General features: G+C 34.0%; 18 protein-coding genes and 1 rRNA gene. 5 read left to right on the top strand and 14 right to left on the bottom strand.

The window, feature by feature from the left end; all coding sequences use genetic code 11:
* Positions 1-203 (bottom strand): 16S ribosomal RNA (locus GYW75_RS07240); the annotation flags it as partial.
* A gap of 589 nt (positions 204-792) precedes the next feature.
* On the bottom strand, positions 793-1863 hold the full coding sequence (locus GYW75_RS07235; protein WP_065589605.1) for an acyltransferase family protein: 1071 nt from the start codon (positions 1861-1863) through the stop codon (positions 793-795).
* Between the two features lie 1313 nt (positions 1864-3176).
* On the opposite strand from GYW75_RS07235, the gene GYW75_RS07230 reads away from it, so the two are divergent.
* Complete coding sequence (locus GYW75_RS07230) at positions 3177-4073, top strand: DMT family transporter (RefSeq protein WP_085163903.1); 897 nt, start codon at positions 3177-3179, stop codon at positions 4071-4073.
* Positions 4074-4159: 86 nt separating this feature from the next.
* Here GYW75_RS07230 and GYW75_RS07225 read toward each other — a convergent pair whose 3' ends face one another.
* A complete protein-coding gene (locus GYW75_RS07225) occupies positions 4160-5440 on the bottom strand; it encodes a virulence factor family protein (RefSeq protein ID WP_174798884.1) in 1281 nt (426 codons plus the stop codon).
* Between the two features lies 1 nt (position 5441).
* Entirely contained in the window at positions 5442-8045 is a 2604-nt protein-coding gene (gene mprF / locus GYW75_RS07220) for a bifunctional lysylphosphatidylglycerol flippase/synthetase MprF (RefSeq protein ID WP_202983942.1), read from the bottom strand.
* A 464-nt stretch (positions 8046-8509) separates the two neighbouring features.
* Here mprF and GYW75_RS07215 point away from each other — a divergent pair, with 464 nt between their 5' ends.
* Together GYW75_RS07215 and GYW75_RS07210 are read left to right on the top strand one after the other, a co-directional pair.
* Entirely contained in the window at positions 8510-10030 is a 1521-nt protein-coding gene (locus GYW75_RS07215; protein ID WP_174798883.1) for a hypothetical protein, read from the top strand.
* A 17-nt stretch (positions 10031-10047) separates the two neighbouring features.
* A complete protein-coding gene (locus tag GYW75_RS07210) occupies positions 10048-10725 on the top strand; it encodes an HD domain-containing protein (RefSeq protein WP_174798882.1) in 678 nt (225 codons plus the stop codon).
* A 90-nt stretch (positions 10726-10815) separates the two neighbouring features.
* Here the strand turns inward: GYW75_RS07210 and GYW75_RS07205 are convergent, their stop codons facing one another.
* The 9 genes from GYW75_RS07205 to murA all read right to left on the bottom strand — a co-directional run bounded on the left by GYW75_RS07205 (position 10816) and on the right by murA (position 23197).
* Positions 10816-11739 (bottom strand): AEC family transporter, encoded by a 924-nt coding sequence (locus GYW75_RS07205; protein WP_065609266.1) that lies wholly within the window; start codon positions 11737-11739, stop codon positions 10816-10818.
* A gap of 25 nt (positions 11740-11764) precedes the next feature.
* Entirely contained in the window at positions 11765-14419 is a 2655-nt protein-coding gene (gene glnD / locus GYW75_RS07200) for a bifunctional uridylyltransferase/uridylyl-removing protein GlnD (RefSeq protein WP_174798881.1), read from the bottom strand.
* A 178-nt stretch (positions 14420-14597) separates the two neighbouring features.
* Positions 14598-15728 carry a class Ia ribonucleoside-diphosphate reductase subunit beta gene (gene nrdB / locus GYW75_RS07195; protein WP_065608766.1) on the bottom strand — a complete coding sequence of 377 codons (1131 nt, stop codon included), beginning with the start codon at positions 15726-15728 and terminating at the stop codon, positions 14598-14600.
* Between the two features lie 144 nt (positions 15729-15872).
* Positions 15873-18161, bottom strand: coding sequence for a class 1a ribonucleoside-diphosphate reductase subunit alpha (nrdA, locus tag GYW75_RS07190; RefSeq protein WP_174798880.1), 2289 nt, complete (start codon positions 18159-18161; stop codon positions 15873-15875).
* A 696-nt stretch (positions 18162-18857) separates the two neighbouring features.
* Positions 18858-19118, bottom strand: coding sequence for a GNAT family N-acetyltransferase (locus GYW75_RS07185; RefSeq protein WP_034914455.1), 261 nt, complete (start codon positions 19116-19118; stop codon positions 18858-18860).
* 234 nt (positions 19119-19352) lie between these two features.
* Entirely contained in the window at positions 19353-20315 is a 963-nt protein-coding gene (gene pfkA / locus GYW75_RS07180; RefSeq protein ID WP_034914458.1) for a 6-phosphofructokinase, read from the bottom strand.
* Between the two features lie 93 nt (positions 20316-20408).
* Positions 20409-21305 (bottom strand): cation diffusion facilitator family transporter, encoded by an 897-nt coding sequence (locus GYW75_RS07175; protein WP_065589615.1) that lies wholly within the window; start codon positions 21303-21305, stop codon positions 20409-20411.
* An 11-nt stretch (positions 21306-21316) separates the two neighbouring features.
* Entirely contained in the window at positions 21317-21892 is a 576-nt protein-coding gene (locus tag GYW75_RS07170) for a DJ-1 family glyoxalase III (protein WP_174798892.1), read from the bottom strand.
* 51 nt (positions 21893-21943) lie between these two features.
* The gene (murA, locus tag GYW75_RS07165; RefSeq protein ID WP_174798879.1) at positions 21944-23197 is read right to left on the bottom strand and encodes a UDP-N-acetylglucosamine 1-carboxyvinyltransferase; all 1254 of its coding nucleotides are present in this window, start codon (positions 23195-23197) and stop codon (positions 21944-21946) included.
* 482 nt (positions 23198-23679) lie between these two features.
* Here murA and GYW75_RS07160 point away from each other — a divergent pair, with 482 nt between their 5' ends.
* Entirely contained in the window at positions 23680-24771 is a 1092-nt protein-coding gene (locus GYW75_RS07160; protein ID WP_274600369.1) for an FAD-binding protein, read from the top strand.
* A gap of 46 nt (positions 24772-24817) precedes the next feature.
* Positions 24818-25477 (top strand): carbonate dehydratase, encoded by a 660-nt coding sequence (can, locus tag GYW75_RS07155; protein WP_034914468.1) that lies wholly within the window; start codon positions 24818-24820, stop codon positions 25475-25477.
* Between the two features lie 14 nt (positions 25478-25491).
* Here can and nrdG read toward each other — a convergent pair whose 3' ends face one another.
* Positions 25492-25956, bottom strand: a complete 465-nt coding sequence (gene nrdG / locus GYW75_RS07150) for an anaerobic ribonucleoside-triphosphate reductase-activating protein (RefSeq protein ID WP_174798878.1) — start codon at positions 25954-25956, stop codon at positions 25492-25494.
* Between the last annotated feature and the right edge of the window lie 2 nt (positions 25957-25958).

Below are 25958 nucleotides of genomic sequence, written 5' to 3'. Positions count from 1 at the left end.
GGTCCCATGCTTTGGTCTCTCAACTTTATGCGGTATTAGCAGTCGTTTCCAACTGTTGTCCCCCTCCATTCGGCAGATCCCCATACCTTACTCACCCGTCCGCCACTCGTCATCAAGTGCAAGCACTCATGTTACCGTTCGACTTGCATGTGTTAAGCCTGCCGCCAGCGTTCAATCTGAGCCATGATCAAACTCTTCAATTTAAAGTTTGATGCTCAATAACTGTCTCTGACATATTCAAATGAATCTTCAGTGTCACTTATCAAGACTTAATTTTTTTAGTCCGTAGACTTTAATCTTTTGTCTCGTAAGTGCCCACACAGATTGTCTGTTTCTTCTTTTTAAAGAGCTAACAGCTTACATCTCTCGTCAACCTTTCGTTGATTTAGTTCGCTGTCTCAAGGGTTGCGTATACTACGCCAACCTTTTTTATTCGTCAAGATCTTTTTTTAAAATTTTTGATCTCACTTAATCACTAACTTTCCGTCTGCTTGTCGCTGACTGCGTGTCAGTGGGTGCGCATTATAGGGGCTTAAAAATTTCCTGCAAGTGTTAATTGCAATTTTTTTTTCGTTTGCATTTTATTTGTTCAAATCTACATGTTTAATATATTTGGCATAAACAAAATAAACATTATTTGCTATAGAAAAAACAATTCATTAAGTTAATTTACATGGTAAATATAAAGAACCTCATATTTTTAACGTGAATTTAGAATATTAATTTACATTCTAAGTTTTAAATTTAATAAAGATATTTCAAAGCACCAAGTCAAATAATAGATGATATTATCTAACGAATTGCACCAATAAGGTATTTTGCTTTATTTTTGAAAACTAGCGTTATTATTTTAGCGATGATGACACTTACGATTAAAGTTGACACTAAAAAGATTACAGCTCCCAATGATGCTAACCAACCGTTGTCGGTTTTGATTACATAACCTAGAGGAGAAATATACAATAGCTGTTCAAGTTCTAAAACAATAATTTCATGAATAAAATAGATAGGAAAACTAATATTTGCCATATAAGAAAAGAATTTATATAACTTCCCCTCATTCGTTTTATGATTCAGCCCATCTAAAAAATAAAGCGCTAATATAAATAAAACGATTTTTTGTAATGTATCATAATAAAGTTTTTCTACACCTAAATGACTCATATAGCGATAAGCAAATGGAACAAAAAAACATAAACTAAAAAGAAACACAACTAAGAATAAATTATCTTTAACTGTTTTGATAATAATTTGATAATTTTGTTTTATCATCATGCCAATTAAATAAACTGGTCCATAATGCAACAAATTTAAAATAGGTTGAGTAAAATCAGGTTTAGTAAACACCACAACCCAAAACATAGCAATCAGACCAGCTACAATTAAATTCTTTTTCGACCAAAAATATAATAAAGGAGCCATTAAATAAATAATGATAATCATCGGGATAAACCACAATGGTAGCAGTTGTGTTCCCGTCAGCATCATCCTAACTATTGAACTAACAACACTAGTTTCAGTCGATGAAAACCAAGGTAAATTAGATAAATACTGATAATGAAAAAAAACAAAGCAAAAAATAGATACTGAAATATAAGGACAAACAACAGTTTTAAACTTTGATAAATAATAAGTTTTGGTATCAAATTTATAAGTTAGATGTTGAAATAAAAAACCAGCAATTAATACAAAAAAAGTAGTGAAATTAAAGGCAAATAAATTTAAAAAAGAAAATAAATAACTATTAGCAATTAAATGAGTATTTTTAAACACACCCAAACAGTGACTAAAAACAATCATTATAATTGCAACACCACGTAATACATGTATAGAATGAATTTTTTGCGGTTTATCTGTTACCATTTTAGATACTGTGAATAATGAAATAAACTAGCGTACATTATCACATTTCTATGTAACTGAAACTACAATTTACAAAAATAAATGTCCAAACAAATAAAAAATAAAATATCATTTAAAATTAATTGATTATAAACATCTTTCTGAATTGACCCTGCAAATGAATTTGTGAATTTACCTATTTTGAACTACTCTAATGAGCAAAAACAAGTTAAATATAAAATGAATGAATAAAAAGTAAGACAAATGGCAGTCGAGCTAGCTAAAAGCATAAAAACGTAGAAAGATTTAGGCAAATTAACGTGTTTTATGAACAAACTAGTGATTGATACCACATTAAATGAAGAAATAACCACGCATCTAGGTCATGAAAAACACAAAAAAACTAAGAAGTAACACATGTAACGGTTATAGCACAAAAACCGTTATACAAGTGATGATGGCGAGTTAGAGCTCACCATTTCACGATTATGCTCTTATCTTCTTTTTTTGTTCCACTTTCATTTAAAATCGATTAATCTGTTTATTTTTACATAATCACCAATACAACTCCAGCTTGTTTAATTGCTTCTTCCAACCCTTTATCCCACATATTTTTTACTCCCTCCGTGATTATAACAACTACATAACTAGAATTAGATGTATAACTATAGCTGTTAATTTTAGGATATCAATTCAATCATAATTTGAGGATTTAAAAATTTGTTAAAAACTTTCAGGTAACTATGTGTTTCAGTATAAAAATACAGCTTATAACAGATAAATTGGAAAATTTGCAGTATTATCATTTAGTAATTTGATTAAACTAAATGGATAAGATTGATGATTTTTATAAAAATTTAAAAATAATTTATATTAAAAATCATTGTGTTACTCTTTTTATCATTAAATATTAAGAAATATATGAAATTAAATTGAACTTTTCCCCATTTAGTTTGTCTATATTAACAGATTACGTTTTTCATTTTTTGCCTTCCATTCGAGTTTTCGGGTGGATTTTTTTTTGCCTGCTATTTTTTCCATTTGCATATTTTGTAAAATCCTTTCTTCTTCCATTATCTATTAATAACTACTTGCTTTAGTTTTTTGCTTATTTTGCTTATTTTGTTTGATATAATTTGCACTAATACGTATAGAAAGCTAGTATTACTAAAATTTCCATTATTTAAATAACGCCTTTTCTTTCGTTATCAAGTCTTCTTATAAATTGTTTTAAATTGTTTTAAATTTTTTTGAATATTACTATTTTTAATAAAAAGATTGAGTAATGAGCTGTACTTTGGTTGCGAAATAATTATGTGAGCAGAGAGATTATTATGTTATTTTCAAAAAGGACACAAGGGCACTTAATCGCATTAATGACAGTGTTTCTTTGGGGAACAACATTTATTGCAACTAAAGTTTTATTGACGGATTTTAAACCAATAGAGATCTTGTTTTTTCGATTTGGACTTGGCTATCTAACCCTTTGGATCTTATCACCGCGCTTTTTGGCTTGGCAGGGGGTTAAGCGAGAGTTTATGTTTTTGTGCGCAGGGCTTTGTGGTGTCACTTGTTACTTTTTATGTGAGAATATTGCATTAACTTATACTACAGCTTCAAATGTTGGAGTAATTACCACTTTAGCACCAATATTTACTGCAATACTATCTATTTTCTTTTTAAAAACCGAAACACCACCTAAACGTTTTTATATCGGTTGTTTATTTGCAATTATTGGTGTTGGACTAATTAGCTTTAATGGTAAGTTTGTGCTTTCGTTAAATCCACTTGGTGATCTGCTTACTATGTTGGCTTGTTTATTTTGGGCTTGTTATTCGATTTTAACTAAAAAAAGTAGCAATTATGGTTACAATACTATTTTGTTAACAAGGCGATTCTTTTTTTATGGTTTGATGTTAATGTTTCCTGTGTTATCTCTCTTCGACTTTGATTGGAATTTATCACGTTTTACCGATCCCGTTAACATTTTTAATTTTTTATTCTTGGGTGTTGGTGCCTCGGCTATTTGTTTTTCATCTTGGAACTATGCTGTTAAATTAATTGGTGCAGTTAAAATTAGTATTTATTTATATTTAGTTCCAATTCTTACTATTATTGCGGCTGTTATTATTTTGAACGAACCTTTCACCTGGATTGCTGCTATCGGAACATTATTTACGCTTTGTGGTGTGTTATTGTCAGAAGGTAAAATTCGCATAAAAAGAAACTAATTAATTTTAATACTTATAAAAAGCCCAAAGGCACATGAGAGCTTTGGGTCTGAAAACGGTTTTTATATTTGAGATGGTTAATTAAGTTATTGCGTTCTTTTATCGATTGCATCCATGATAATTTGCCCTAAATGCTGATAATCTTCGTCAAAATGATGGCCTCCGGGTAATTTGAATGCTTCACCTTTCATTTCTGGCTGTAAACATCCAGTATCGTCTTTCTCTTCTTCACCATAAATACAAAATAGTTTACTCGCTGGTATGTTATTAACTTCTGGACCTGTTTTCATTTCATTACCAGATTGACCAAGCCAACCACTGATTTCAATTTCAAAATTAGCATTTTTTGAAAATGCGATCATCACAATCGCTTGAACACTATTTTGATCTGTAGTTGATAACCGGTTATAAAGTGCAGGTAAAATATCTCCACCGAATGAATAGCCTGTAAGCACGAAACGAGTTGTACCCCATTTTTCGCGATATTGTTGCATCAAATAGGCGAGATCTTTTGCACTACGCTCAACAGAACGGTGTTGCCAAAACAACTTTAAAGCATCGACACCAACAACAGGGTAACCATGCGCTGCCATATATTCAGCAGATACTTTGTCTAAGTCACGCCAGCCCCCATCGCCAGAATAATAAAGAGTAACGGTTTTAGGATGAACTTCTTTACTCGTTGCGGGTAATTCAATAACAGGTAGCTGTTGGTGATCACCAAATAAAATTGAAGATAAATGCAAACTTAAAAGCTCAACAGGTGAGGTTTGGTATTCGCCAATTCCTGTGGTGACAGCAATCTTATTCTGTTCTCGTGGGAATACGGCAACATTTTCTTCGGGTGGATTATTCCAAATTACTTGCCACGTTCCGTGGTTAGCTTGACTTGGCAATGGATCATCACAATCTTTATGATCTAATATGAATTCTATTGATAATGCTTTAGCATCATCACTTTGCTGTTCTGCTAGCCATCGATAAGCAAAAGTGGCACCTTCTCTCATACCTGCGACAGCAAAATTAGACTCTCCTAATATGTTTACAGCTTGGTTAAAGCGATTTTTTTGCTCAGCACAAGTTGCTTGCGGTTTTAATTCAAACTGAACTAGTTTGGCGCCCATTTTTTCAGATAAGTTTAATAGTTGTTGTTCTGTAAAATGATTGTTGTTAGTTGCGACAATAATAGCCGCAGCTTCGGCTGTTTGTTTAGGTTTTGCCGATATAATAGAAAAGTCATTTTCGATTGTTATCGTTTTTACTGACGCACTATCTTGGTTTTTTATCAAATACCAACCAACAAATCCTAATAGTACTATGAGTATCATAACAATTAACAACAAAATGCCGTGTATTATTTTTTTCATATTATGATCTCTTATTCTTTTTTAATCCCGTTATTCCACCTGAAATTAGCATGGTGGTATCAATGATTGCAACTAAAGGATCAAGCCCTGCTGGAGCGGCCATATAACGTGGCTCCCAGTGTGTTGCAAACTTCTCTTTAAAGCGACGTAATCCTTGGAAGTTATAAAAACGTCCCCCCCGTCTAAAAACTAATGCACCTAGTCTTTGAATCATGGGAGCGCCTCGACGTCTTTGCATACCTGCAAGTGGAACCATCCCTAAACTGAAGAATTTAAAATCTTTTTGTTGATAATGCAAAATCAACCCAACCATTAAAAACTCCATAGTTAATTTAGGAATATCTTGGACAACACGCATTAAATCAATGCTTGCACTATAATTTTGATTTGTTTCTAGCAGATTTACAAAAGCAATAATACGACCTTCATATTTTATTGCCGCAATAGTGAAATTGTTCAAGTATTGCTCGGAAAAAGATCCTAACGAAAATTGCTTTTCTTTAGCGTGCTTGCTTTTTAACCATGCATCTGAAACGGCTTTTAATTCATCAAGTGGTGCTGTGCCTGGAGAATAAAATACTAAAGATAGACCATCTCGTTGACCACGATTCCAAGTGTAGCGAAGATCTTTATAATCTTTTGAGCTTAAATCAAATTGTTTTAAATTAACTAAGGCTTCTTCACCTAGCTTAATAGTTCTAAGACCAATATCCATATAAAAAGGTAAATTTGCTGCTTTAACTTGATAAAAAACCGGACGAAGATTATGTTGATCGCACAAATCTCGAAAAGTCCAAATTAAACTAGCACGATCAGTACTGTTTCCAATTGGATCATAAAGGGCAACCATGCTTCTGCCTCGTTTGGCATACATTATGAAAGCTGTTTGTGATTCATTAAAAAGTAATGACTTATCGCCACACATGGCAAGCCCACCTTCAGGTTGTTTTGAATCTAAAATGATTTGATAGGCTTTATTTAGCTCCTTTTGTTCTGGTTGAGTTAGAATTGGTGGCGCAGGGCGAAATAACCAAAACAACATAATAAAGCTTAACAAAATAAAACTGCCTAAAGCGGCACGAAGAGCACGCGGTACTCGGCTGTCTAACTCAAATTGCCACCATAAATCGTGACTATAAGGAATATCTTGATATATAAATAAAATTAGCCATACAAAAAGCGCAATTATGCAAAAGCAGATGACAAAGGATTTAATTGAAAAAGGTAATATGCTTAATCGACTTTTACGATAGAAAGCATGTTTAAAATGGATTAATAATATCGCTATAATTAATAATACACTGGCTTCAATCCAATGTAATCCGCGTAAAAGCGAGCAGATACTACCTAAAAATAATAAAATAATCGAAATGCCCCATGCAAAATAGAGTCTTCGTCTTACTCCTACTGCAAGTAATATGCATAAAACGCCAATTAAACTAGCAATTAGATGAGCAATATTGACTATTTTACTGGGGATAAAGGTGCTGACTAAATGGTGATTAAACCCAGGAAGTACACTTGAAAACATCATCACCACACCGGCAAAAAATACAGCTGCCGCCATGATAGGCGCTGCAATTCCTGTTTCTGTCTCTTTAACTTGAGGTGCAGTTAAAAAATGTTTTCCCTCGTTTATTAAAAGCAAAATAGCCGCCAAAATAAGGGGGATTAAAATATAAATAATGCGATAAATGATTAATGCAACGGTTAATGAAGCTATATTAATTTCGGATGAAAATGCCGCTAACATAATGGCTTCAAATACACCAACACCACCAGGAACATGACTCAACACTCCAGCTACTAACGCCAGAATATAGATCATAATAAAGGTAGCAAAATCAGGGTGTTTTGGTAAAAGGAAATAAAGTACTGCGCCAGCCAAAATGGCATCAAATAGAGTAATAATAAATTGGTAAGATGCTAAACGAAGATTAGGAAGACGGATAGACCATCGAAATAATTGATATAATTGGGTGTTGTTATTTGGTTTTTCTGCTAATCGCTTATTTTGCAAAAAGATAAATAGCACACCATAAAAGCAAATTACGCTACATGCAATTATCCACACACTATTTGCTGATAAATGCAAAGCTAACATCGTATTTTTGGGATGAATTAAAGCGGTAATCGCTGCTAATAGTGGTAACGTGAATCCTAATGATAAGGTAACAAAAATTGACATTCTGGCAACATCAATAGTTGTTAATCCTTGTTTAAAATAGAGACGACAACGCACCGCACCACCAGATAATGCCGACAATCCGATTGCATTACCAATAGCTGAGGCACAAATTCCGCCCAGTACAATAGTTGCGGGTTTCAATTTGACACCCGCATAACGTGCAGCTGACCATTCGTAGCAGATCAACATTAAATAACTACCAATGGCAGATAAACACGAAAATAAAATTGTAGACATTGAAAGGTGATGAATAGCTCTTTTTAACTCATTAACATTAATTGCCTTAAGTAAGTGCCAACACACAATCAGTGCTATAAAAAAGATAGATAGACCAAATAGTAGAGCTATAAATTGGCGATAACGAGTGAAGTATTCTATTAACTGCCAAGGCAAAACTTTACGCGTTGATATTTTCACTTAATCAACTCCAATATTTGCTTTGATAATATTTTGATTCGCGCATTCTACCTTTCCATTTTAGTGAAAACAATCGTAAAAAAATAAAGAAACAATAAAAAAACATTAATTACTGAAATTTTACTATTAATATTGTATGTGTATTTGTTTACCTAAGATTAGATTACTCTAGAAAGAACGTTTTACCTTCTAATATTGTATCTAGACGATGGAAAATGTCTTTTTGCATGTGATAGACAATTATTTTATTGAAATTTTTATGTAAAAAAATAGCCTTTACGCTATAATCGTGTTGACTTAATTTTTAATTTGTGAAACTGGATTTTTTGTTGGAAATGTATTTGCAAAAATCGATCATTACCAAGTAAGCGCTATGCAATGTAATAAGTTGACAAGAAATTATGCTAGCAACGTTATGGTATAGCATTTATATGGTGTGGATATTAATGTAAAGGAACATTATCATGAAGTCAAAGGTACAACATGTTAGAATAAAAAATAAGAAGAATAAGAGTGGGTTAATTAAGCAGTTAGCATTAAGTTATTTTCGTTTTGTTATATGTCGATTATGCTTCTGTAGCAATTTACTGTTGATATTGCAAAAAAACCTCATCACTTTAAAATCAATTTTATTTTTGTGTTTTTGTATAGGAATTAGTCATCCTTTATTTGTATTTGGGGTATTACCTAAAGTTAAGTCAGCAAAAACCGCAAAAGAAATAGAGGGATCAGCACCTTATTTAACGTTTGATGGCGGCAAAACCCAATCATGGGATACAGATAGATTTTTAAATATCGAACTACCTGATGGTAAGGTACTAACCCCAAAAAATAATCCCTCATCTAAAACCAATCCGATACCATTGCCACGTGATGGTATAAAACTTAGCGATATTAAAACGCTTATTCCATTGGGTCAAAGTGCTATTTCAATGACCGATTTGCTGAATAATAATGGTTTTTGGGCTGATAAAGATGGCGATGGTGATATTACCGCAACGGGGAATTTAACTATTATTGGTCGAGATGCCAATGGTACCGAAATGGGATTAGATGATACCTTTCAGGATTGCAATGCGCCCTATAGTGTAACAATGCAAAGTGATAATAGCATTTTATCAACGGCTTATGGCAAACCAAATTCAACTCAGATAGCAGCTAATCGCGCCACCTATTACCTAAATCCGCCTAAAGGCGCTTGTACTTATTCTGCCAAGCCTAACTTATATTTAAGTAATAGTCGAAAAAAAAATTGGGGTGGGTCAAATTATTCAGGTCCACCAAACCAATGGGATGATGCAAAAGGTTTTAAACGTCAAGATTTAAATAATCCGGCATCAAACTTTCCAACCATGGGGGCATATGGGCTATTTTTTACCATGGATATGGTTGATAGCTTAGGCAGTGATATGACGTTTGACAAGTCACCAGCAACATCGGGCATTGATTTAACTATAACGGGCAATGGCAGTATTGCCAAGATTCGATTAGTCGGACCCAAAGAGGGGGCTAGCGCTGCCGAGGCAGCAACCGCAGTGCCGACGACCTTTATCTTATATTCCGATAAAGCCAAAACCAATAAAGTATATAGTTTTACCATCAAAAAATGGTTTATCGCAAGAAAGGATTATAGTGGTAGCAATCGTAGTTATGCTCAGGCTGAACAATACTGTAATCAGTTGGGCTATCAAATACCTACAGTTAATCAATTAACTAATGCTAATTCTCAATATTGGAATCAAGGTTTAGCAGGTCAGGGTAGTAATTATCAACGTCGTATTGGTGGGGGATTATTGGCAGAATGGGGAGAAACTTATGACTCTGCTAACATTAATGATAGCTACCCTGGTAGTAATTTCAAAAGTAATGAGGTTTATTGGACTCAAAATACATATCAAGGCAATAAACTTTATAATCTTTTAATATACAGCAATATGGGGTCAGTTGACATTTGGCAGTATGGAAACACAGTTTGTGTTAATTAAATTATCAATACAAAATTATGAATAATAAAACAAATAAACATAAGCAGGGTGTGATTCAAGCCATACAAGCTTTTGTTAAACAAAAATTGGCTAATGACTTTTCTGGTCATGATATGGCACACATTGAACGTGTTGTAAAGTTAGCAAAAAAGATTTTACAGCATGAACCAAAAGCGAACGGTTTTATTGTGATTGTTAGTGCTTATTTACATGATGTGATTGATGAAAAAGTGGTTACTGATGTAAGTCAAGCAATAATGGAATTGCGTGATTATTTAACGTCTTTAACACTTACCGACACCGAAATTAAGATGATTTTTGCTATCATCGAGAATATGTCATATCGAAAAAATCTTAATCAGAAAAAAGAATTATCACTAGAAGGGCAGATCGTACAAGATGCCGATCGTTTAGATGCATTGGGTGCAATTGGTATTGCTCGCACCTTTTATTATGGCGGTAATAAGCATAATATTATGTACGATCCTAATATTTCACCACGAACTGCACTGGATGAAAATAATTATAAACATCCTAATACCGTTATTAATCATTTTTATGAAAAACTTTTTTTACTTAAAGATATGATGAATACCCCCATAGCAAAAAAGCTAGCCGAGCCAAGACATCATTTTTTAGTTCAGTTTGTTAAACAATTTGAAAAAGAATGGCAAGGAGAGGATTATTCTTACTGAAAATTAGTTTATCGATAATAGTTAGAGTATGAATAATTAATTTTTGAAAAATTTGTATAACGCCTGCCTCTTTTAAGAAGGCAGGTTTTACTAAAATGGAATTGGTGTTCCAACTAATCCAAGTACAATAGGAAGAGTGATCAAGCTTAATAAAGTACTGAGCAAGGTCGCACTTGATACCAGTTCTGGATGAGTATCAAATTGTACTGACATTAATGTGGTATTGGCGGCACTTGGCATTGCAGCTAGGACAATTAAAACTTGTTTATAAACAGGCTCAATTGGCATAAAGTAAACCATACAAAATGCCACAATTGGTGAAATCACCATACGTGCAAGCAAGGCAAATGAGATTTTAGGATAATCAAGCTGAGTAAGTTTTATTTTTGCCAGTTGCATGCCCAAAATAATCATGATCACTACAATTGATGCGTCACCGATCATTCCGATTGAAGTCATAATCGATTTAGATAAAGGGATGTGACACAATTGGAAAATAATACCTAAAAAAGCACCATACGCTACAGGCATGCGAATAACTTTATTAATAACGTCTTTTTGATTTACAATATCACTATGAGCGCTACCTTTAGCCGCATAGTAAATGCCTACAGTGCTCATTACAAACTGTTGTAATACCATCATTATTACGCCAAGATCAAAGCCGACTGCTCCAAAAAAGATTAATAGTACAGGAGTACCATAGTTACCATTGTTCATAAAACAGGAACTCAAAATCATTGCACAGCGCTCTTTAACTGAATACTTCATGAGTATCGACCAAATTGAGACGATAATGACTAATGAAAAGCATAAACCAAAGACATAACCAATATAAAATAGATAATCAGTGGTTAAAGTATGAGTATAAAACGTTTTAAATGCCAAAAAGGGCGATAGCACATAAAGTGACATTTTCGATAGGTTGGCGACATCAAATTTTAAGGCTTTTTGTGCGATAAAACCTACAATAAAGATACAAAAAATAGGAAATAAAATAATAAAAAATTGCATAAGTTATATCTTTTGGTTAATTAAATTAATTCATTGAATCAAAAGCTATAATGATTGATTCTCGAAGTTTTTGACATGTTTCATCATCAAGCGCTTGATTGTTTTTATCAGTTAGAATAAACAGATCTTCAATATGTTCGCCGATAGTTGCTATTTTAGCGCTCCGTAATGATAAATCTAAATTAGCAAATATTTCGCCCACACAAGCCAGCAATCCCGGTCTATCAAGTGCTATGAGCTTCATATAGGTTTGGCTGTCATTAAAGGCTGAAAGAAAGTTAACCTGAGTCGGCACTGAAAACGATCGCAATCGTTGTTTCGGTGGTTTTATGGTGACAGGTTTGTATACAGGTTGTTGTAGTGCTTTATCAAGTGCATTTACTAGACCTTGGTTTCTATCTTCTTGTACAGTCTGTCCATTAGGCTCTAATACGATAAATGTATCGAGTGCAAATCCTTTTTTATTCGTAATGATAAGTGCATCATGAATAGTTAAATTATGCATACTTAGCGTATTACACACAGTTGCAAATAGATAAGGTCTATCAGGCGAATAAATAAAAAGCTCACTACCACCATGAGATGGATTTGGATTTATGGCTACTAATGTTTTGCCCAAGTCATGTTGCAATAAAATTTTTGCATGCCATACAATTTGTTCGGTTGTATAACGGACAAAGTAGTCAATGCGATAGTTTTGCCAAAGCTCTTTAATAATTTGTTCATCATAATTTTGTTTAACTAAAATGGTTAATGCCTCTTGCTTATTTTTACGTGCAACACTTCGCTGTTCGGGTATTTGGTGTATACCAGAGTCAAAGGAACTTGCTGCACTAAGATAGAGTTCGCGCATTAAACTTTGTTTCCAATTATTCCAAAGCGTTTCGTTTGTAGCACAAACATCAGCTACTGTTAGGCATAACAAATACTGTAAGCGACGCTTACTTTTGACCAATTGAACAAATTCTCCAATTACCGCAGGATCTTGTAAATCTCTGCTTTGAGCGGTAACAGACATCAGTAAGTGATAACGTACTAACCAGCAAATTAAATCAGTATCTTTGGTTTCGAGTTCGTGTAGTTGACAAAATTTTTCAACTAAATGAGCGCCAATTTCCGAGTGATCGCCATGCCTACCTTTGCCAATATCATGAAATAGACTAGCAATTACCAATAATTCGAGTTTAGGTAATTTAGCAAAGACTTTTGCACTATTAGGATGTTTTTGTTTGCCACTTTCGGTTTTAAGACTATCAAGTTCAAGCAGCAAGCGGATGGTATGTTCATCAACAGTGTAAGCATGGAATAGATCAAATTGCATCATCCCAGATATATGTTTCCAACCCGGTATATAGACAGAAAGTATACCGTATTTATGCATTGGTAAAATGGCTTTATTAATTGCATCTTGGTGCTTGATAATCGACATAAAAAACGCTCTTGCTTTTGCATCTTCACAAAGTAAAGTGGTTAGTGTGCGCCGAGCGGAACGTAATTGTCTAATTGTATTAGAATACAGTCCTGTAATTTGAGGATTCAACAAAATAGTGTGAAAAAGCTGCATAATCATGACGGGAGCTTTTTTGAAAATGTCATTATCTTTTACATCAATTAGGTTGTCTCGAACTTGAAAATATTTATCAATATCGTAAGGTTTGTTGTGTGGATTATGTTCAAGTATAGATTCATAAAACAGTTGTAATAACATTTGATTAAGTTCAGTAATATTGTGAGCAACACGATAATAATCATGCATCATTTTCTCAACAGGAGCATTACCTTCGCCTTGATAACCTAACATGTTAGCAATGCTTAACTGACGATCGAATAACAAACGATTATCATAACGAGTTATGACACAATGAAGCGCAAAACGTATTCTCCATAAAAATTTACGACAAGTTTTAAAGTCTTCAATATCTTCAGGGGTTAAATAGTTGAAATCAGCTATTTTTTGTAGAAATTCGCCACCAAAGTGACGAATCGCTATCCATTGAATAATTTGCATATCTCGCAATCCTCCTGGACTATTTTTCAAATCAGGCTCTAGGTTATAAGAGGTGCTGTGATATTGCTTATGACGTTCATGTTGTTCTTGTATTTTTGCCTTATAAAAAGCACGAGACGGCCAGATTTTATCGCTAAAAATTTGCTTGTGTAGTTCATCTAATAGTAATTGATTGCCAGAAATAAGCCTTGATTCAATCAAATTAGTCATTATTGTGATATCATTTTTTGCTTCTTGTAGACAGATTCTTAATGTTCTAACACTGTGCCCTATATCTAAATGTAAATCCCATAACAAGCGAACTAAATCACTGATCTGTTTTTCTATCTCTTTAGTCAACGGATAATCACTTAAAATTAAAATATCAATATCTGACAGTGGGTGTAATTCCGCTCGACCATAACCACCAACAGCAACCAAAGCGATACGATTACGTTTAAAGAAGGAAGAAACATGTTTAGGTATTTGATAAAAACGCCATAAGCGCTCAAGTAAACGGTCAATAAATTGACTGCGTAAATGCACTAAGGTATCAATGTCAGCTTGTTGTTCAAACTGGACCATGGACCACTGTTGAAACTCCTCAAGCTGCTGTTTTAGATATGTAATATTTATCTGTTCATCATTGAAATTAAGTGGAGAGACTGGGTAACACAAATGGGTTTTAGTCATAGATATATTATCAAATTAAGACAATTCAATAGCTATATCGTTACCCGATTTTAAATGACTGTCAAGCTACGGTTAGAAGAAAGAAAATTATTATTAATTGATATTAACAACAAAAAAGGAACAATAATTTGTTCCCTTTGTCAAAAAGTTTCAGGTAAGTATGTGTTTGAGTATAAAATTATAAAGTAAAATCGCTTAAATCATCTTCATTAATTTCAGAATCAATTTGTCCAACTAAATATGAGCTCATTTCGGCTTCTTGTGGTGCTACTTGCACATTATCGGAAACAAGCCAGTTATTAATCCATGGAATTGGATTGGATTTAGCTTCAAAAGGTAATTTTAGTCCGACCGCTTGCATACGAATGTTCGTTATATACTCGACATATTGGCATAATATATCTTTATTTAAACCAATCATTGAGCCGCCCTCAAACAGGTATTCTGCCCATTGTTTTTCTTGATTAGCGGCTTGTAAAAATAAGTTATAACAATCTTGTTCACACTCTTTGGCAATTTCAGCCATTTCGGGATCGTCTTCACCACTGCGTAGTGTGTTGATCATAAACTGAGTGCCAGTTAAATGTAGCGCTTCGTCGCGGGCAATAAGTTTAATGATTTTAGCATTCCCTTCCATTAGTTCTCGTTCAGCAAAAGCAAATGAGCAGGCAAAACTAACATAGAAGCGAATAGCCTCAAGTGCATTGACACTCATTAAACATAAGTAAAGTTTCTTTTTAAGTTCACGTAAATTAATGCAAACAGTGCGATTATTGATGTTATGTTCACCCTCACCAAATAAATTATAGTAACTTGCATAGCTAATAAGATCATCATAATAACCTGCAATGTCACCAGCACGTTTTTGAATTTCTTTATTAGTGACAATATCATCAAAAACCACAGATGGATCGTTAACGATATTACGAATGATATGAGTATATGAACGAGAATGAATGGTTTCAGAAAACGACCAAGTTTCTACCCATGTTTCCAATTCAGGTATTGAAATAAGTGGCAGTAAAGCAACATTAGGGCTACGGCCTTGGATGGAATCAAGCAGAGTTTGATATTTTAAATTGCTGATAAAAATATGTTTTTCATGCTCTGGTAACGCAGCATAATCAATACGGTCTTGTGAAATATCGACTTCTTCTGGGCGCCAAAAGAAAGAAAGTTGTTTTTCAATTAGCTTTTCAAACATCTCATATTTTTGTTGATCATAACGCGCAACATTCACTGATTGTCCAAGGAACATTGGTTCTTTAAGCTGGTCGTTATGCACTTGCGAAAAGGTACTGTAATTCATACTCATAAAAGAACTCCTACTCATTTACTGTTGCTTTTACCGCTTCCTTTTGACAGTGTAAAAGGCAAGTTGAATGGGGAAATTACTAGTTTTCCCCGATAAAAAATTGAATTTTAGCGTGTAGCTATTTAGTTTTAATCAAGGTTAAATTTTGCAAGCGCCACCTTCACAGCCATCATCCGAATGGGTTGTTGGAACAATATCACCTTGAATATCTTCAGCGCCATCGCGTGTATTATGATAATAGAGTGTTTTTACGCCAAATTTATAAGCAGTCAATAAGTCTGATAATAGCTGTTTCATGGGTACTTTATTATTTGGGAACTTAGCCGGATCATAATTAGTATTAGCAGAAATTGATTGATCAATAAATTTCTGCATGATGCCTACTAATTGTAAATAACCAGTGTTATTTGGAATTTGCCAAAGTAATTCGTAAAAATTTTTCAGATGGTTATACTCAGGAACCACTTGTTTTAAAATACCATCTTTTGATGCTTTTACACTAATAAAACCACGTGGTGGTTCAATACCATTTGTTGCATTGGAAATTTGTGATGAAGTTTCTGATGGCATTAATGCCGATAATGTCGAATTACGAAGTCCATAGGTTTTAATTGATGCTCGTAGTGATTCCCAGTCATAGTGTAATGGCTCTTTAGTAATGGTATCTAAATCTTTTTTATAAGTATCAATAGGTAAAATACCTTGCGAATATGTGGTTTGACTAAATAATGGGCAGGTTCCCTTTTCTTTAGCTAGATTATTCGATGCTTTTAGCAAATAGTATTGCATGGCTTCAAAGGTACGGTGAGTTAAATTGTTGGCGCTGCCATCGGAATATTTAACCCCATGTTTTGCTAAATAATAGGCATAGTTAATAACACCAATACCTAATGTACGACGATTTAATGAAGAATGACGAGCTGCAGGTACAGGGTAATCTTGGTAATCAAGTAGTGAATCAAGAGCGCGTACCGCTAAATCGGCTAACTCTTCAAAGTCATCTAGAGATTCTATTTTACCTAAATTAAAGGCTGATAATGTGCAAAGGGCAATTTCGCCATGTTCATCATTAACGTTGTTAAGCGGTTTTGTTGGCAGTGCGATTTCCATACATAAATTAGATTGATGAACAGGTGCTAATTGTGCATTAAATGGGCTGTGAGTATTACAATGATCGACATTTTGGATATAAATACGTCCAGTTGATGCGCGCTCTTGCATTAATAATGCAAAGAGTTCAACGGCTTTAACTTCGCGTTTGCGGATATTTGGATCTTGTTCGTATTGGTGATAAAGCGTTTCAAACTTATCTTGATCGGCAAAGAAGGCATCATAAAGTCCAGGAACGTCCGATGGGCTAAATAGAGTAATATTTTCGTTTTTGATTAAACGTTGATACATTAATTTATTGATTTGTACGCCATAGTCTAAATGGCGGACACGATTTTCTTCAACGCCACGGTTGTTACGTAATACTAATAAACTTTCAACTTCTAAATGCCAAAGAGGATAGAAAACAGTTGCTGCTCCTCCTCGCACACCACCTTGCGAACAAGATTTAACCGCTGTTTGGAAATATTTATAAAATGGAATGCAGCCTGTATGAAAAGCTTCACCACCACGAATTGAGCTTCCTAACGCACGAATTCGCCCTGCATTAACCCCAATTCCAGCTCGTTGTGATACATATTTAACAATAGCGCTTGCTGTGGCGTTAATAGAATCTAAACTATCATCACATTCAATTAATACGCAAGAACTAAACTGTCGAGTAGGAGTACGAACCCCCGCCATAATTGGCGTTGGTAGCGAAATTTTAAAGGTTGAAACGGCATCATAAAAGCGTTTGATATAACTAAGACGTGTATCTTTAGGATAATTAGCGAAAAGGCAAGCTGCAACTAGAATATATAAAAACTGCGCGCTTTCATAAATCTCGCCAGTGACACGATTTTGTACTAGATATTTTCCTTCAAGCTGTTTAACTGCGGCATACGAAAAAGACATATCTCGCCAGTGATCGATAATCTTATCCATTTGTTCAAATTCTTCTTGCGTATAATCTTCAAGCAAGTGTTTATCATAAAGTTCACTGTCGACCAATTTTTTAACGTGTTCATAAAGTGAAGGTGGGGTAAATTGATTAAAGGCTTTTTTACGTAAATGAAAGATCGCTAAGCGTGCGGCTAAATATTGATAGTCTGGCGCTTCTTGTGAGATCAGATCGGCTGCAGCACGAATAATTGTCTCATGAATATCCGATGTACGAATGCCATCATAAAATTGAATATGTGAACGTAATTCAACCTGAGAAACAGAAACATTTTCTAATCCTTCAGCAGCCCATGTAATAACACGGTGGATTTTATCAAGGTTTATTGGTTCTTTCTTTCCATCTCGTTTGGTAACGAGTATTGATTTATTCATTCTTTCATTCCAATGTTAAAGTATGTTTTTAATTATGATAATTGATATTTATCAAAATATACAATATGTAGTACCTATTAATTGAATTTATCACTATATGTAGTATTATTAATCAATAGTTCAAATTTATTAATTAAAATAAAACGTTATTGATTTTAATAGCTAGAATTTATTTTTTCATAAAAAATGAAAAAAAGAACTTATGCCAGTTACCGTCGTGCTGTCGATATCATTTAATTGATTATCGACAAAGTAAAAATTTGTGTAAAGCGATAACAAAAAATTTGAAAGCGATTTATCAGGCTACAACAGAACAGCAAGCACAAGCATTTACGCATTTTGGGTCAATTTGGGTTGAAAAGTAGGACTATACTAGCCAGTCGTAGCGTATAGGAACTGGGAAAACCTCAGCACCTTGTACTTACCCGTTGACATTCGCAAAGCAAATTTACATCACCAATGCAATAGAGTCTTTAAACAGTCCTATTCGCCATATCATCAAGAAATGTAAAGTTTTACAAACAGATAAATCAGTTAAAAAAGTCATTTTTTGGACAATACCACACGCTTGTAATAAATTGGCTATATCAATCCAAAACTTAAAAAAATGCTATAAGTCGGTTCATTATAAAATTTGGTGACTGAATCAACCGTCACCTTGAATAGGTAAATACACAAAATTTAGGGTAGTGCCTTTCAATCTGATTTTCTAGTTAATTTCTTAATAGCAAACGAGCAAATAGGAATAATCTCACGCTTTTCTTGCTGTAATTTTTCTACTACAAGGTCTAATAAATTATCTGCAATACCTTGACCACGATACGCAGAATCAACATAAGTATGATTAATAGTAGCTTTATCTTTCCCGACCCTTGTAAAGGTCATTTCAGCTATTTCTTTATTATTAGCATCACAAGCATAAAAACGATCATTATCTTCTAAAAAATGTAGTGTCATAAAATTACCAATATAACATTGTAATTAGTTTACTATGATTCACATCCATACTTGATAAATAAAAACTCTTTTATTATTAAAAGCAGCCTAATTCCATATCGACTCATTTTAAAGGAGTTAGTAGATAAACAAATAGGTGACTGTCATAAAATATCATTTTTACCAGTTCACCTATTAATAAAACAATCAGATATTTATCTATTACTAATTATGCTTAAATGGCACAATTAACATTTAAAATAATCGTTTGGCTGTATTGTATAGATCCATATCAAATGGACGCTTCATATTATTGATAGCATCTATAATATCGTGATGTACTAATTTACCATTTTGTACGCCAACGCTTCTACCTGCATAGCCTTGTAGCAGTAATTCAACAGCATAAGCCCCCATACGAGACCCCAAAATACGATCATAAGGGACAGGAGAACCACCACGTTGAACGTGCCCTAATACTGTGGCACGAGTTTCGTGATGAACAGCAGCTTCAATGTCTACTGCAAGTTGATTTACATCACACATATGTTCTGTAACAGTCACAATTGCATGTTTTTTACCTTTTGCAAAGCCTAGTTTAATTTCTTCGATTAGATCTTCCTTCGTATAAGAAACCTCTGGAATAATCATAAATTCACAACCACCAGCAACTGCTGCATTTAAGGTTAAATCACCACAATCTCTCCCCATTATTTCAATAACTGAAATTCGGTTATGTGAAGAACAAGTATCACGTAATCTATCGATTGCTTCAACAGCAGTACTAAGTGCAGTAAAATAACCTATAGTATAATCAGTACCACGAATATCATTATCAATAGTTCCTGGTAAACCAATACATGGAAAACCTTCTTCAGTTAATCGCATTGCGCCCATATATGAACCATCACCACCAATAACAACTAAAGCATCAATTTGATGTTTTTTTAGATTAGCAATGGCTTTTTGTCTTACAGCTTTATCTTTAAACTCTGGAAATCTAGCCGAACCAAGAAATGTACCACCACGAGTAATAATATCAGATACACTTGAACGCTTTAGTTGAACAATGCGATCTTCACAAAGTCCCATATAACCATCATAAACACCAAAAACATCCAACCCTTCTGATAATGCTGTTCTCACTACACCTCGAATAGCAGCATTCATTCCTGGAGCATCGCCACCACTGGTTAAAATACCTATTTTTTTTATCATATAAAATAACTCCAAATTATTAACTTTTAGTTATTATAGAGTCTTAACAGATATCTAACAATAGACAATAAAAGCTATTTTTGATTAAGTTTTCTACTTCATCATTTCGATGGGCACAACAGAAATTGGATCTTGATGAATAATCACCGTTGCAGGAGAAAATTCTTTAGAAATATGTTTTTCAATAGCATCAGCAATGGCATGAGCAGTGATTAAAGGCATATCATCGTCTAATTCAAGATGCAATTGAATAAATTTGAGAGGGCCTGCTTGGCGGGTCTTTAGATCATGAAAACCTCTTACATCTGGATATGAAGCAACAATTTCAGCTATTCGCAAATTATCACTATCTGGTAAAGCATGATCCAATAGGTCTTTAATTGCATTATGTGCAATGTGATAAGCATTATAACAAATATACAAAGCAATAAAAATTGCAAAGGCCGCATCAGCATAAGTAATGCCATACCAACTTAAACAAAGTGCAATTATAACAGCAATATTCAACAACATGTCGGAAGAATAATGCAACATATCGGCTTGAATAGCATTACTTTTAGTGATTTTTACAACATATCTTTGATACAAAACAAGAATGCATGTCACTACAGCAGAAACAGTTGAGACAATAATCCCCAATAAAGGTTCCTGCAGTTCATTCGGATAAATAAAAGAGCGAATGCTAGAAAGTAATAAAATTATTGCAGAACCAATAATAAACGCACTTTGTAATAATCCTGCCAAAGATTCGGCCTTGCCATGACCAAAAGTATGATCAGCATCTGCGGGCTTTAGTGCATAACGAACTAAAAAAAAGTTAACACCAGAAGCAAGTAAATCGATACTTGAATCTAATAATGAAGCAAATAAACTTATTGAACCAGTAAACCAACAAGTAATAAATTTAATTAAAATTAAGGAAATAGAGATTGAAACAGCGCCTAGCGTCGCTCTTTTAACTAATTTTTCATACAAATGTGAATTTGACATTTAGTACCTATTTATTGATAGGATTCAATTCCCAAAGGAAGAACTAATTGCCGAGCAATTTCAGCTGCTTTTATTCGGCCTAACAACGCATCTATAATTTTTAAAGCAAAATCAATAGACGTTGCGGGACCTTGGCTAGTAATAACTTTATACAACTCATCAAAATAAACTCTATCGGACTTCCAATTTTTAAACGCCTCTTTAGTGGTTGGATAACCAGTCATATATGCGTGTGGAAATAAGTTATGATGTTGTAAAACCATAGCTGGAGAAGCACAGATTGCAGCAACAATACCGCCACTTTGGTGCGTTTGTTTCAATTTTTCGATTAGCAATGGACAATCTCGAAAATTTTCAGCGCCTTTAACACCTCCAGGTAAAACAACAACATCAAAATCAATGTATTGAACATCCGAAAGTATTTTTTTGGCCAAAATGGTTACCCCTCGAGAACATTCAATTTCACGAGAATTTGAAATACTTGCAGTAGTAACTTTAATATCAGCTCGGGTTAATAAATCGATAGTGGTTACTGCTTCTGTTTCTTCACAACCATTCGATAAAAACACCAATGCTTGCTTTGTCATCATTACGCTCCTTTTGAAAAAACAACTTATTAATTTTTTATCGAAAATGAATTATTTCACCCTTTCAATATTGGCGCCTAATTTTCTTAATTTTGCTTCAATATTGTCATAGCCTCGATCTATATGGTAAATACGATCAACAGTGGTTAAACCTTCAGCAATACAACCAGCTAAAACTAGACTCGCTGACGCCCGCAAATCCGTCGCCATCACTTGTGCACCGCTCAATGTTTCAACACCATGGGTAATTAAGGTATTACCTTCAATTTCTGCTTTTGCACCCATGCGAATTAGCTCAGGAACATGCATAAATCGATTTTCGAAAATGGTTTCTTTAATGATTCCTGTACCTTCAGCAACCATATTTAGCAATGAGAATTGTGCTTGCATATCAGTAGGAAAACCTGGATGCGGAGCAGTATGAATGTTAACAGCTTTTGCCCTTTTTCCTTGCATATCTAAACAAATCCAATCTTCACCTACCTCAATCTTAGCACCAGCTTCCTTCAATTTAGAAAGCACCGCATCAAGTAGGGTTGGATCAGTTTTACGGCAAGTGATTTTACTTCTAGATATAGCTGCCGCAACTAAAAAAGTCCCTGTTTCAATACGATCAGGAACTATTTCATGTATACCACCACCTAAACGTTCAACCCCTTCTATCTCAATACGCATTGTACCAGCACCAGTAATTTTAGCGCCTAACATATTTAAGAATTTAGCGGTATCAACAATTTCAGGTTCACATGCTGCATTTTCGATGATAGTTTTGCCTTCAGCTAAAGTTGCGGCTGACATAATCGTAACGGTCGCGCCAACACTCACTTTATCCATGACAATATGAGTACCTTTTAGTTTTCCATTGACTGACGCTTTAACATAGCCTTCATCAAGTGCGATTGTCGCACCAAGTTGTTCAAGACCACTAATATGAAGATCAACAGGCCTTGCACCAATAGCACAACCGCCAGGTAATGAAACTTGTCCTTGCCCAAAACGAGCGACAAGAGGGCCTAAAGCCCAAATTGAAGCACGCATAGTTTTTACTAGCTCATAAGGTGCACAGTAGTTATTCAGATGACCTGCATCAAGGTAAATAGAATCATTTCGTTCATATTTTACACCTAGCTGGCCTAGCAATTCCAAAGTTGTATCGATATCTTTTAATTTAGGAACATTTCGAAGTTCTACTGGTTTTTCCGCCAAAATTGCAGAAAATAAAATGGGTAGCGCAGCATTTTTTGCGCCAGAAATAACCACTTCGCCATTTAGCGATGTTGGACCTGTTACGTGAAACTTTTCCATTGTTAACTCTTATGCGTGATAAATTGGCGATTATTATAGAAGCTATTTACTAATAGTTAAATGAATTTCATTAAAAATTGAAAACATCGCTTTTTTGAGATCAATAAAAACAACTAAAAATAAATAAGTTAAAAATTTTATCTTATTTTGAATCTAGTAAATAATTACGATTAATCAATGATTGACTCAAACAAATTAGCGCCTTATAGTGAATATACTATTTTCACATACAATTTGGGTTATATGACATATACCGCAAGATGTCCTTATATCAATACGATAATATTCAGTCGAGGGAAAAATATATTTGATTCACTTGCAAAAACAAGTCAGATTAATAACAAAAATAAATTCATTAAAAAAGACGTTTATATCTAATTTTATACTGAAACACATAGTTACCTGAAACTTTTTTACAAGTTAACTGGCATAGAGAAGTGCTCATCTTTAATAGTCACACATAATTTAATTTGCTAACATAAATGGCTTTTAAACATGGTAAAAAAGAACTACACAATAACATGGATTACGATATCGCGATTATAGGACTAGGGCCTGCTGGCAGTACGCTAGCCCGTTTACTGAGTCCTTCATTCAAAGTCATTGCATTAGATACAAAACATAAAACGGGAAATGGCGGATTTCATAAACCTTGTGGGGGACTATTAGCAGATGATGCACAAAAAGTCTTTGCTAGGCAAAATATAAACTTACCCGCTGATATTTTAACTGATCCTCAAATTTTTAGTGTCAGAACTTATGACTTACAAACCAAACTTATTCGCAATTATCAGCGGAGTTATGTAAGTTTTGATCGGCACAAATTTGATCTGTGGCTAAAGTCACTAATACCATCAAATGTAACCGTCCTTCATAATACACTCTGTAAAGAAGTAAGACGCATTATTGATGGTTATCAGATCACTTATCTTGATGAAAATAAAAATGAACACAACGCCACTGCTCAATATGTGGTCGGTGCTGACGGTGCCAATTCTCTGGTTAGACGAATGCGATATCCTCAACATACGATAAGACAATATGTAGCGATACAACAATGGTTTATAGAGCAACATCCAACTCCATTTAATTCTTGTATATTCGACAATGAATTAACAAATTGCTACTCGTGGAGTATTTCAAAAAATGGTTATTTTATCTTTGGCGGTGCTTTTCCTAAAAAAGTAGCGAATCAAAATTTTGAACAATTAAAAGAAAAATTGACTACACAAGGTTTTATTTTTGGCAAACCTCTCAAAACAGAAAAATGTTTAGTGGTTTATCCAAATCGGCTACGTGATTTTTATACTGGTAATGAAAATATTTTTTTAATTGGTGAAGCTGCTGGTTTTATTAGTGCAAGTTCGTTAGAAGGTATTAGCTATGCTTTAGATAGCGCTGAAATTTTAAGTAAAATATTAAATAGTGGCCATCCAAAACCTAATAAATGTTATTATCAACGTACAATACCATTACGCTTCAAACTTTATAGTAAAATTGTTAAAGCCAAACTATTAACAACTCCTTTGTGGCGTAAATTAATAATGAAAAGTAAGATTCAGCATATTGAATAACTTAAAATAAAAAAATAATAATGAAATATATTGGGAAATATTAATTATGTTTGATGTAAACGATCTGATCCGTTTTAACCACGAATGGTCAGAAAAAATAGAGCAAGAAGATCCTGAATTTTTTAAACAACTTGCAGTTGAACAAAACCCTAAATTTTTATGGATCGGCTGTTCAGACAGTCGTGTGTCAGCAGAAAAACTCATTAAGTTAAAGCCAGGTGAGTTATTTGTGCATCGTAATGTTGGTAATCTTGTAATACACACTGATTTAAACTGTTTATCTGTCGTTCAATATGCAGTGGATGTACTTAAAATTGAAGATATCATTGTTTGTGGTCATTTAGGTTGTGGTGGAATTCGTGATGCGGTTGAAAATCCTGATTTAGGACTAATTAATAACTGGTTACTGCATATTCGTGATCTTTGGTTTCGAAACAGCTCACTTCTAGGGGAATTTCCACCCGATATCCGTTTGGATGTTTTATGTGAACTTAATGTAATCGAACAAGTATACAATCTTGGACACTCTACAATTATTCAATCTGCATGGCAACGAGGTCAAAAGGTTAATTTGCATGGTTGGGTTTATGGAATTCATAATGGCAAAATTACTGATTTGCATATCACTTCATCAAGTAGCGAAAATCTTGAAATTAACTACCGAGAAGCTATTTCTTATCTTCTAAATTTACATAAATCTCACTAATTAGCCCATGATTTTTATTTAAAACGATGGATAACTTGATTGCTGCTTCCTCGCCATAATAGGCGAGGATCAGCAAGTTCCTGCACAAATTTCCCATCAATTAACACATCAATATAAGGAATAACCGCTTGTTGTTCAGCTGTTAACTCATCAAGCTTATACCCAGTCCAAAGCCAAATATCTTTATTATCGCACTCAGATTTAACACGTTGGACCAGTTTTAATATAGTTGCAACGTTTTTAGGATGCAAAGGATCACCGCCAGAAAGCGATAATCCTTGACGTTTTATTTCAGTATCTTGTAAATCTTTAATGATTTGATCTTCAAGTGCTTGTGTAAATGGTAAACCAGAATTTACTCCCCATGTACTTTTGTTATAGCAACCTGGGCACTGATGTACACACCCGGCAACAAAAAGAACACAGCGAGTTCCTTCCCCATTAACAACATCGACAGAATAATAACGATGATAATTCATAA

The sequence above is a fragment of the Gilliamella sp. ESL0232 genome, assembly GCF_013346885.1.
Lineage (GTDB): Bacteria > Pseudomonadota > Gammaproteobacteria > Enterobacterales > Orbaceae > Gilliamella > Gilliamella bombi.
Note: the sequence above shows the minus strand (reverse complement) of the source record. Positions and strands in the feature narration are given on the sequence as shown.

What these genes read in the sequence shown, in the direction of transcription:
- GYW75_RS07175 (WP_065589615.1), bottom strand. Translation starts at nt 21,305, where the DNA reads ATGTCAAATTCACATTTGTATGAAAAATTAGTTAAAAGAGCGACGCTA.
- GYW75_RS07235 (WP_065589605.1), bottom strand. Translation starts at nt 1,863, where the DNA reads ATGGTAACAGATAAACCGCAAAAAATTCATTCTATACATGTATTACGT.
- nrdA (WP_174798880.1), bottom strand. Translation starts at nt 18,161, where the DNA reads ATGAATAAATCAATACTCGTTACCAAACGAGATGGAAAGAAAGAACCA.
- GYW75_RS07215 (WP_174798883.1), top strand. Translation starts at nt 8,510, where the DNA reads ATGAAGTCAAAGGTACAACATGTTAGAATAAAAAATAAGAAGAATAAG.
- GYW75_RS07160 (WP_274600369.1), top strand. Translation starts at nt 23,680, where the DNA reads ATGGCTTTTAAACATGGTAAAAAAGAACTACACAATAACATGGATTAC.
- pfkA (WP_034914458.1), bottom strand. Translation starts at nt 20,315, where the DNA reads ATGATAAAAAAAATAGGTATTTTAACCAGTGGTGGCGATGCTCCAGGA.
- GYW75_RS07210 (WP_174798882.1), top strand. Translation starts at nt 10,048, where the DNA reads ATGAATAATAAAACAAATAAACATAAGCAGGGTGTGATTCAAGCCATA.
- murA (WP_174798879.1), bottom strand. Translation starts at nt 23,197, where the DNA reads ATGGAAAAGTTTCACGTAACAGGTCCAACATCGCTAAATGGCGAAGTG.
- GYW75_RS07230 (WP_085163903.1), top strand. Translation starts at nt 3,177, where the DNA reads ATGTTATTTTCAAAAAGGACACAAGGGCACTTAATCGCATTAATGACA.
- GYW75_RS07185 (WP_034914455.1), bottom strand. Translation starts at nt 19,118, where the DNA reads ATGACACTACATTTTTTAGAAGATAATGATCGTTTTTATGCTTGTGAT.
- nrdG (WP_174798878.1), bottom strand. Translation starts at nt 25,956, where the DNA reads ATGAATTATCATCGTTATTATTCTGTCGATGTTGTTAATGGGGAAGGA.
- GYW75_RS07205 (WP_065609266.1), bottom strand. Translation starts at nt 11,739, where the DNA reads ATGCAATTTTTTATTATTTTATTTCCTATTTTTTGTATCTTTATTGTA.
- can (WP_034914468.1), top strand. Translation starts at nt 24,818, where the DNA reads ATGTTTGATGTAAACGATCTGATCCGTTTTAACCACGAATGGTCAGAA.
- GYW75_RS07225 (WP_174798884.1), bottom strand. Translation starts at nt 5,440, where the DNA reads ATGAAAAAAATAATACACGGCATTTTGTTGTTAATTGTTATGATACTC.
- glnD (WP_174798881.1), bottom strand. Translation starts at nt 14,419, where the DNA reads ATGACTAAAACCCATTTGTGTTACCCAGTCTCTCCACTTAATTTCAAT.
- nrdB (WP_065608766.1), bottom strand. Translation starts at nt 15,728, where the DNA reads ATGAATTACAGTACCTTTTCGCAAGTGCATAACGACCAGCTTAAAGAA.
- GYW75_RS07170 (WP_174798892.1), bottom strand. Translation starts at nt 21,892, where the DNA reads ATGACAAAGCAAGCATTGGTGTTTTTATCGAATGGTTGTGAAGAAACA.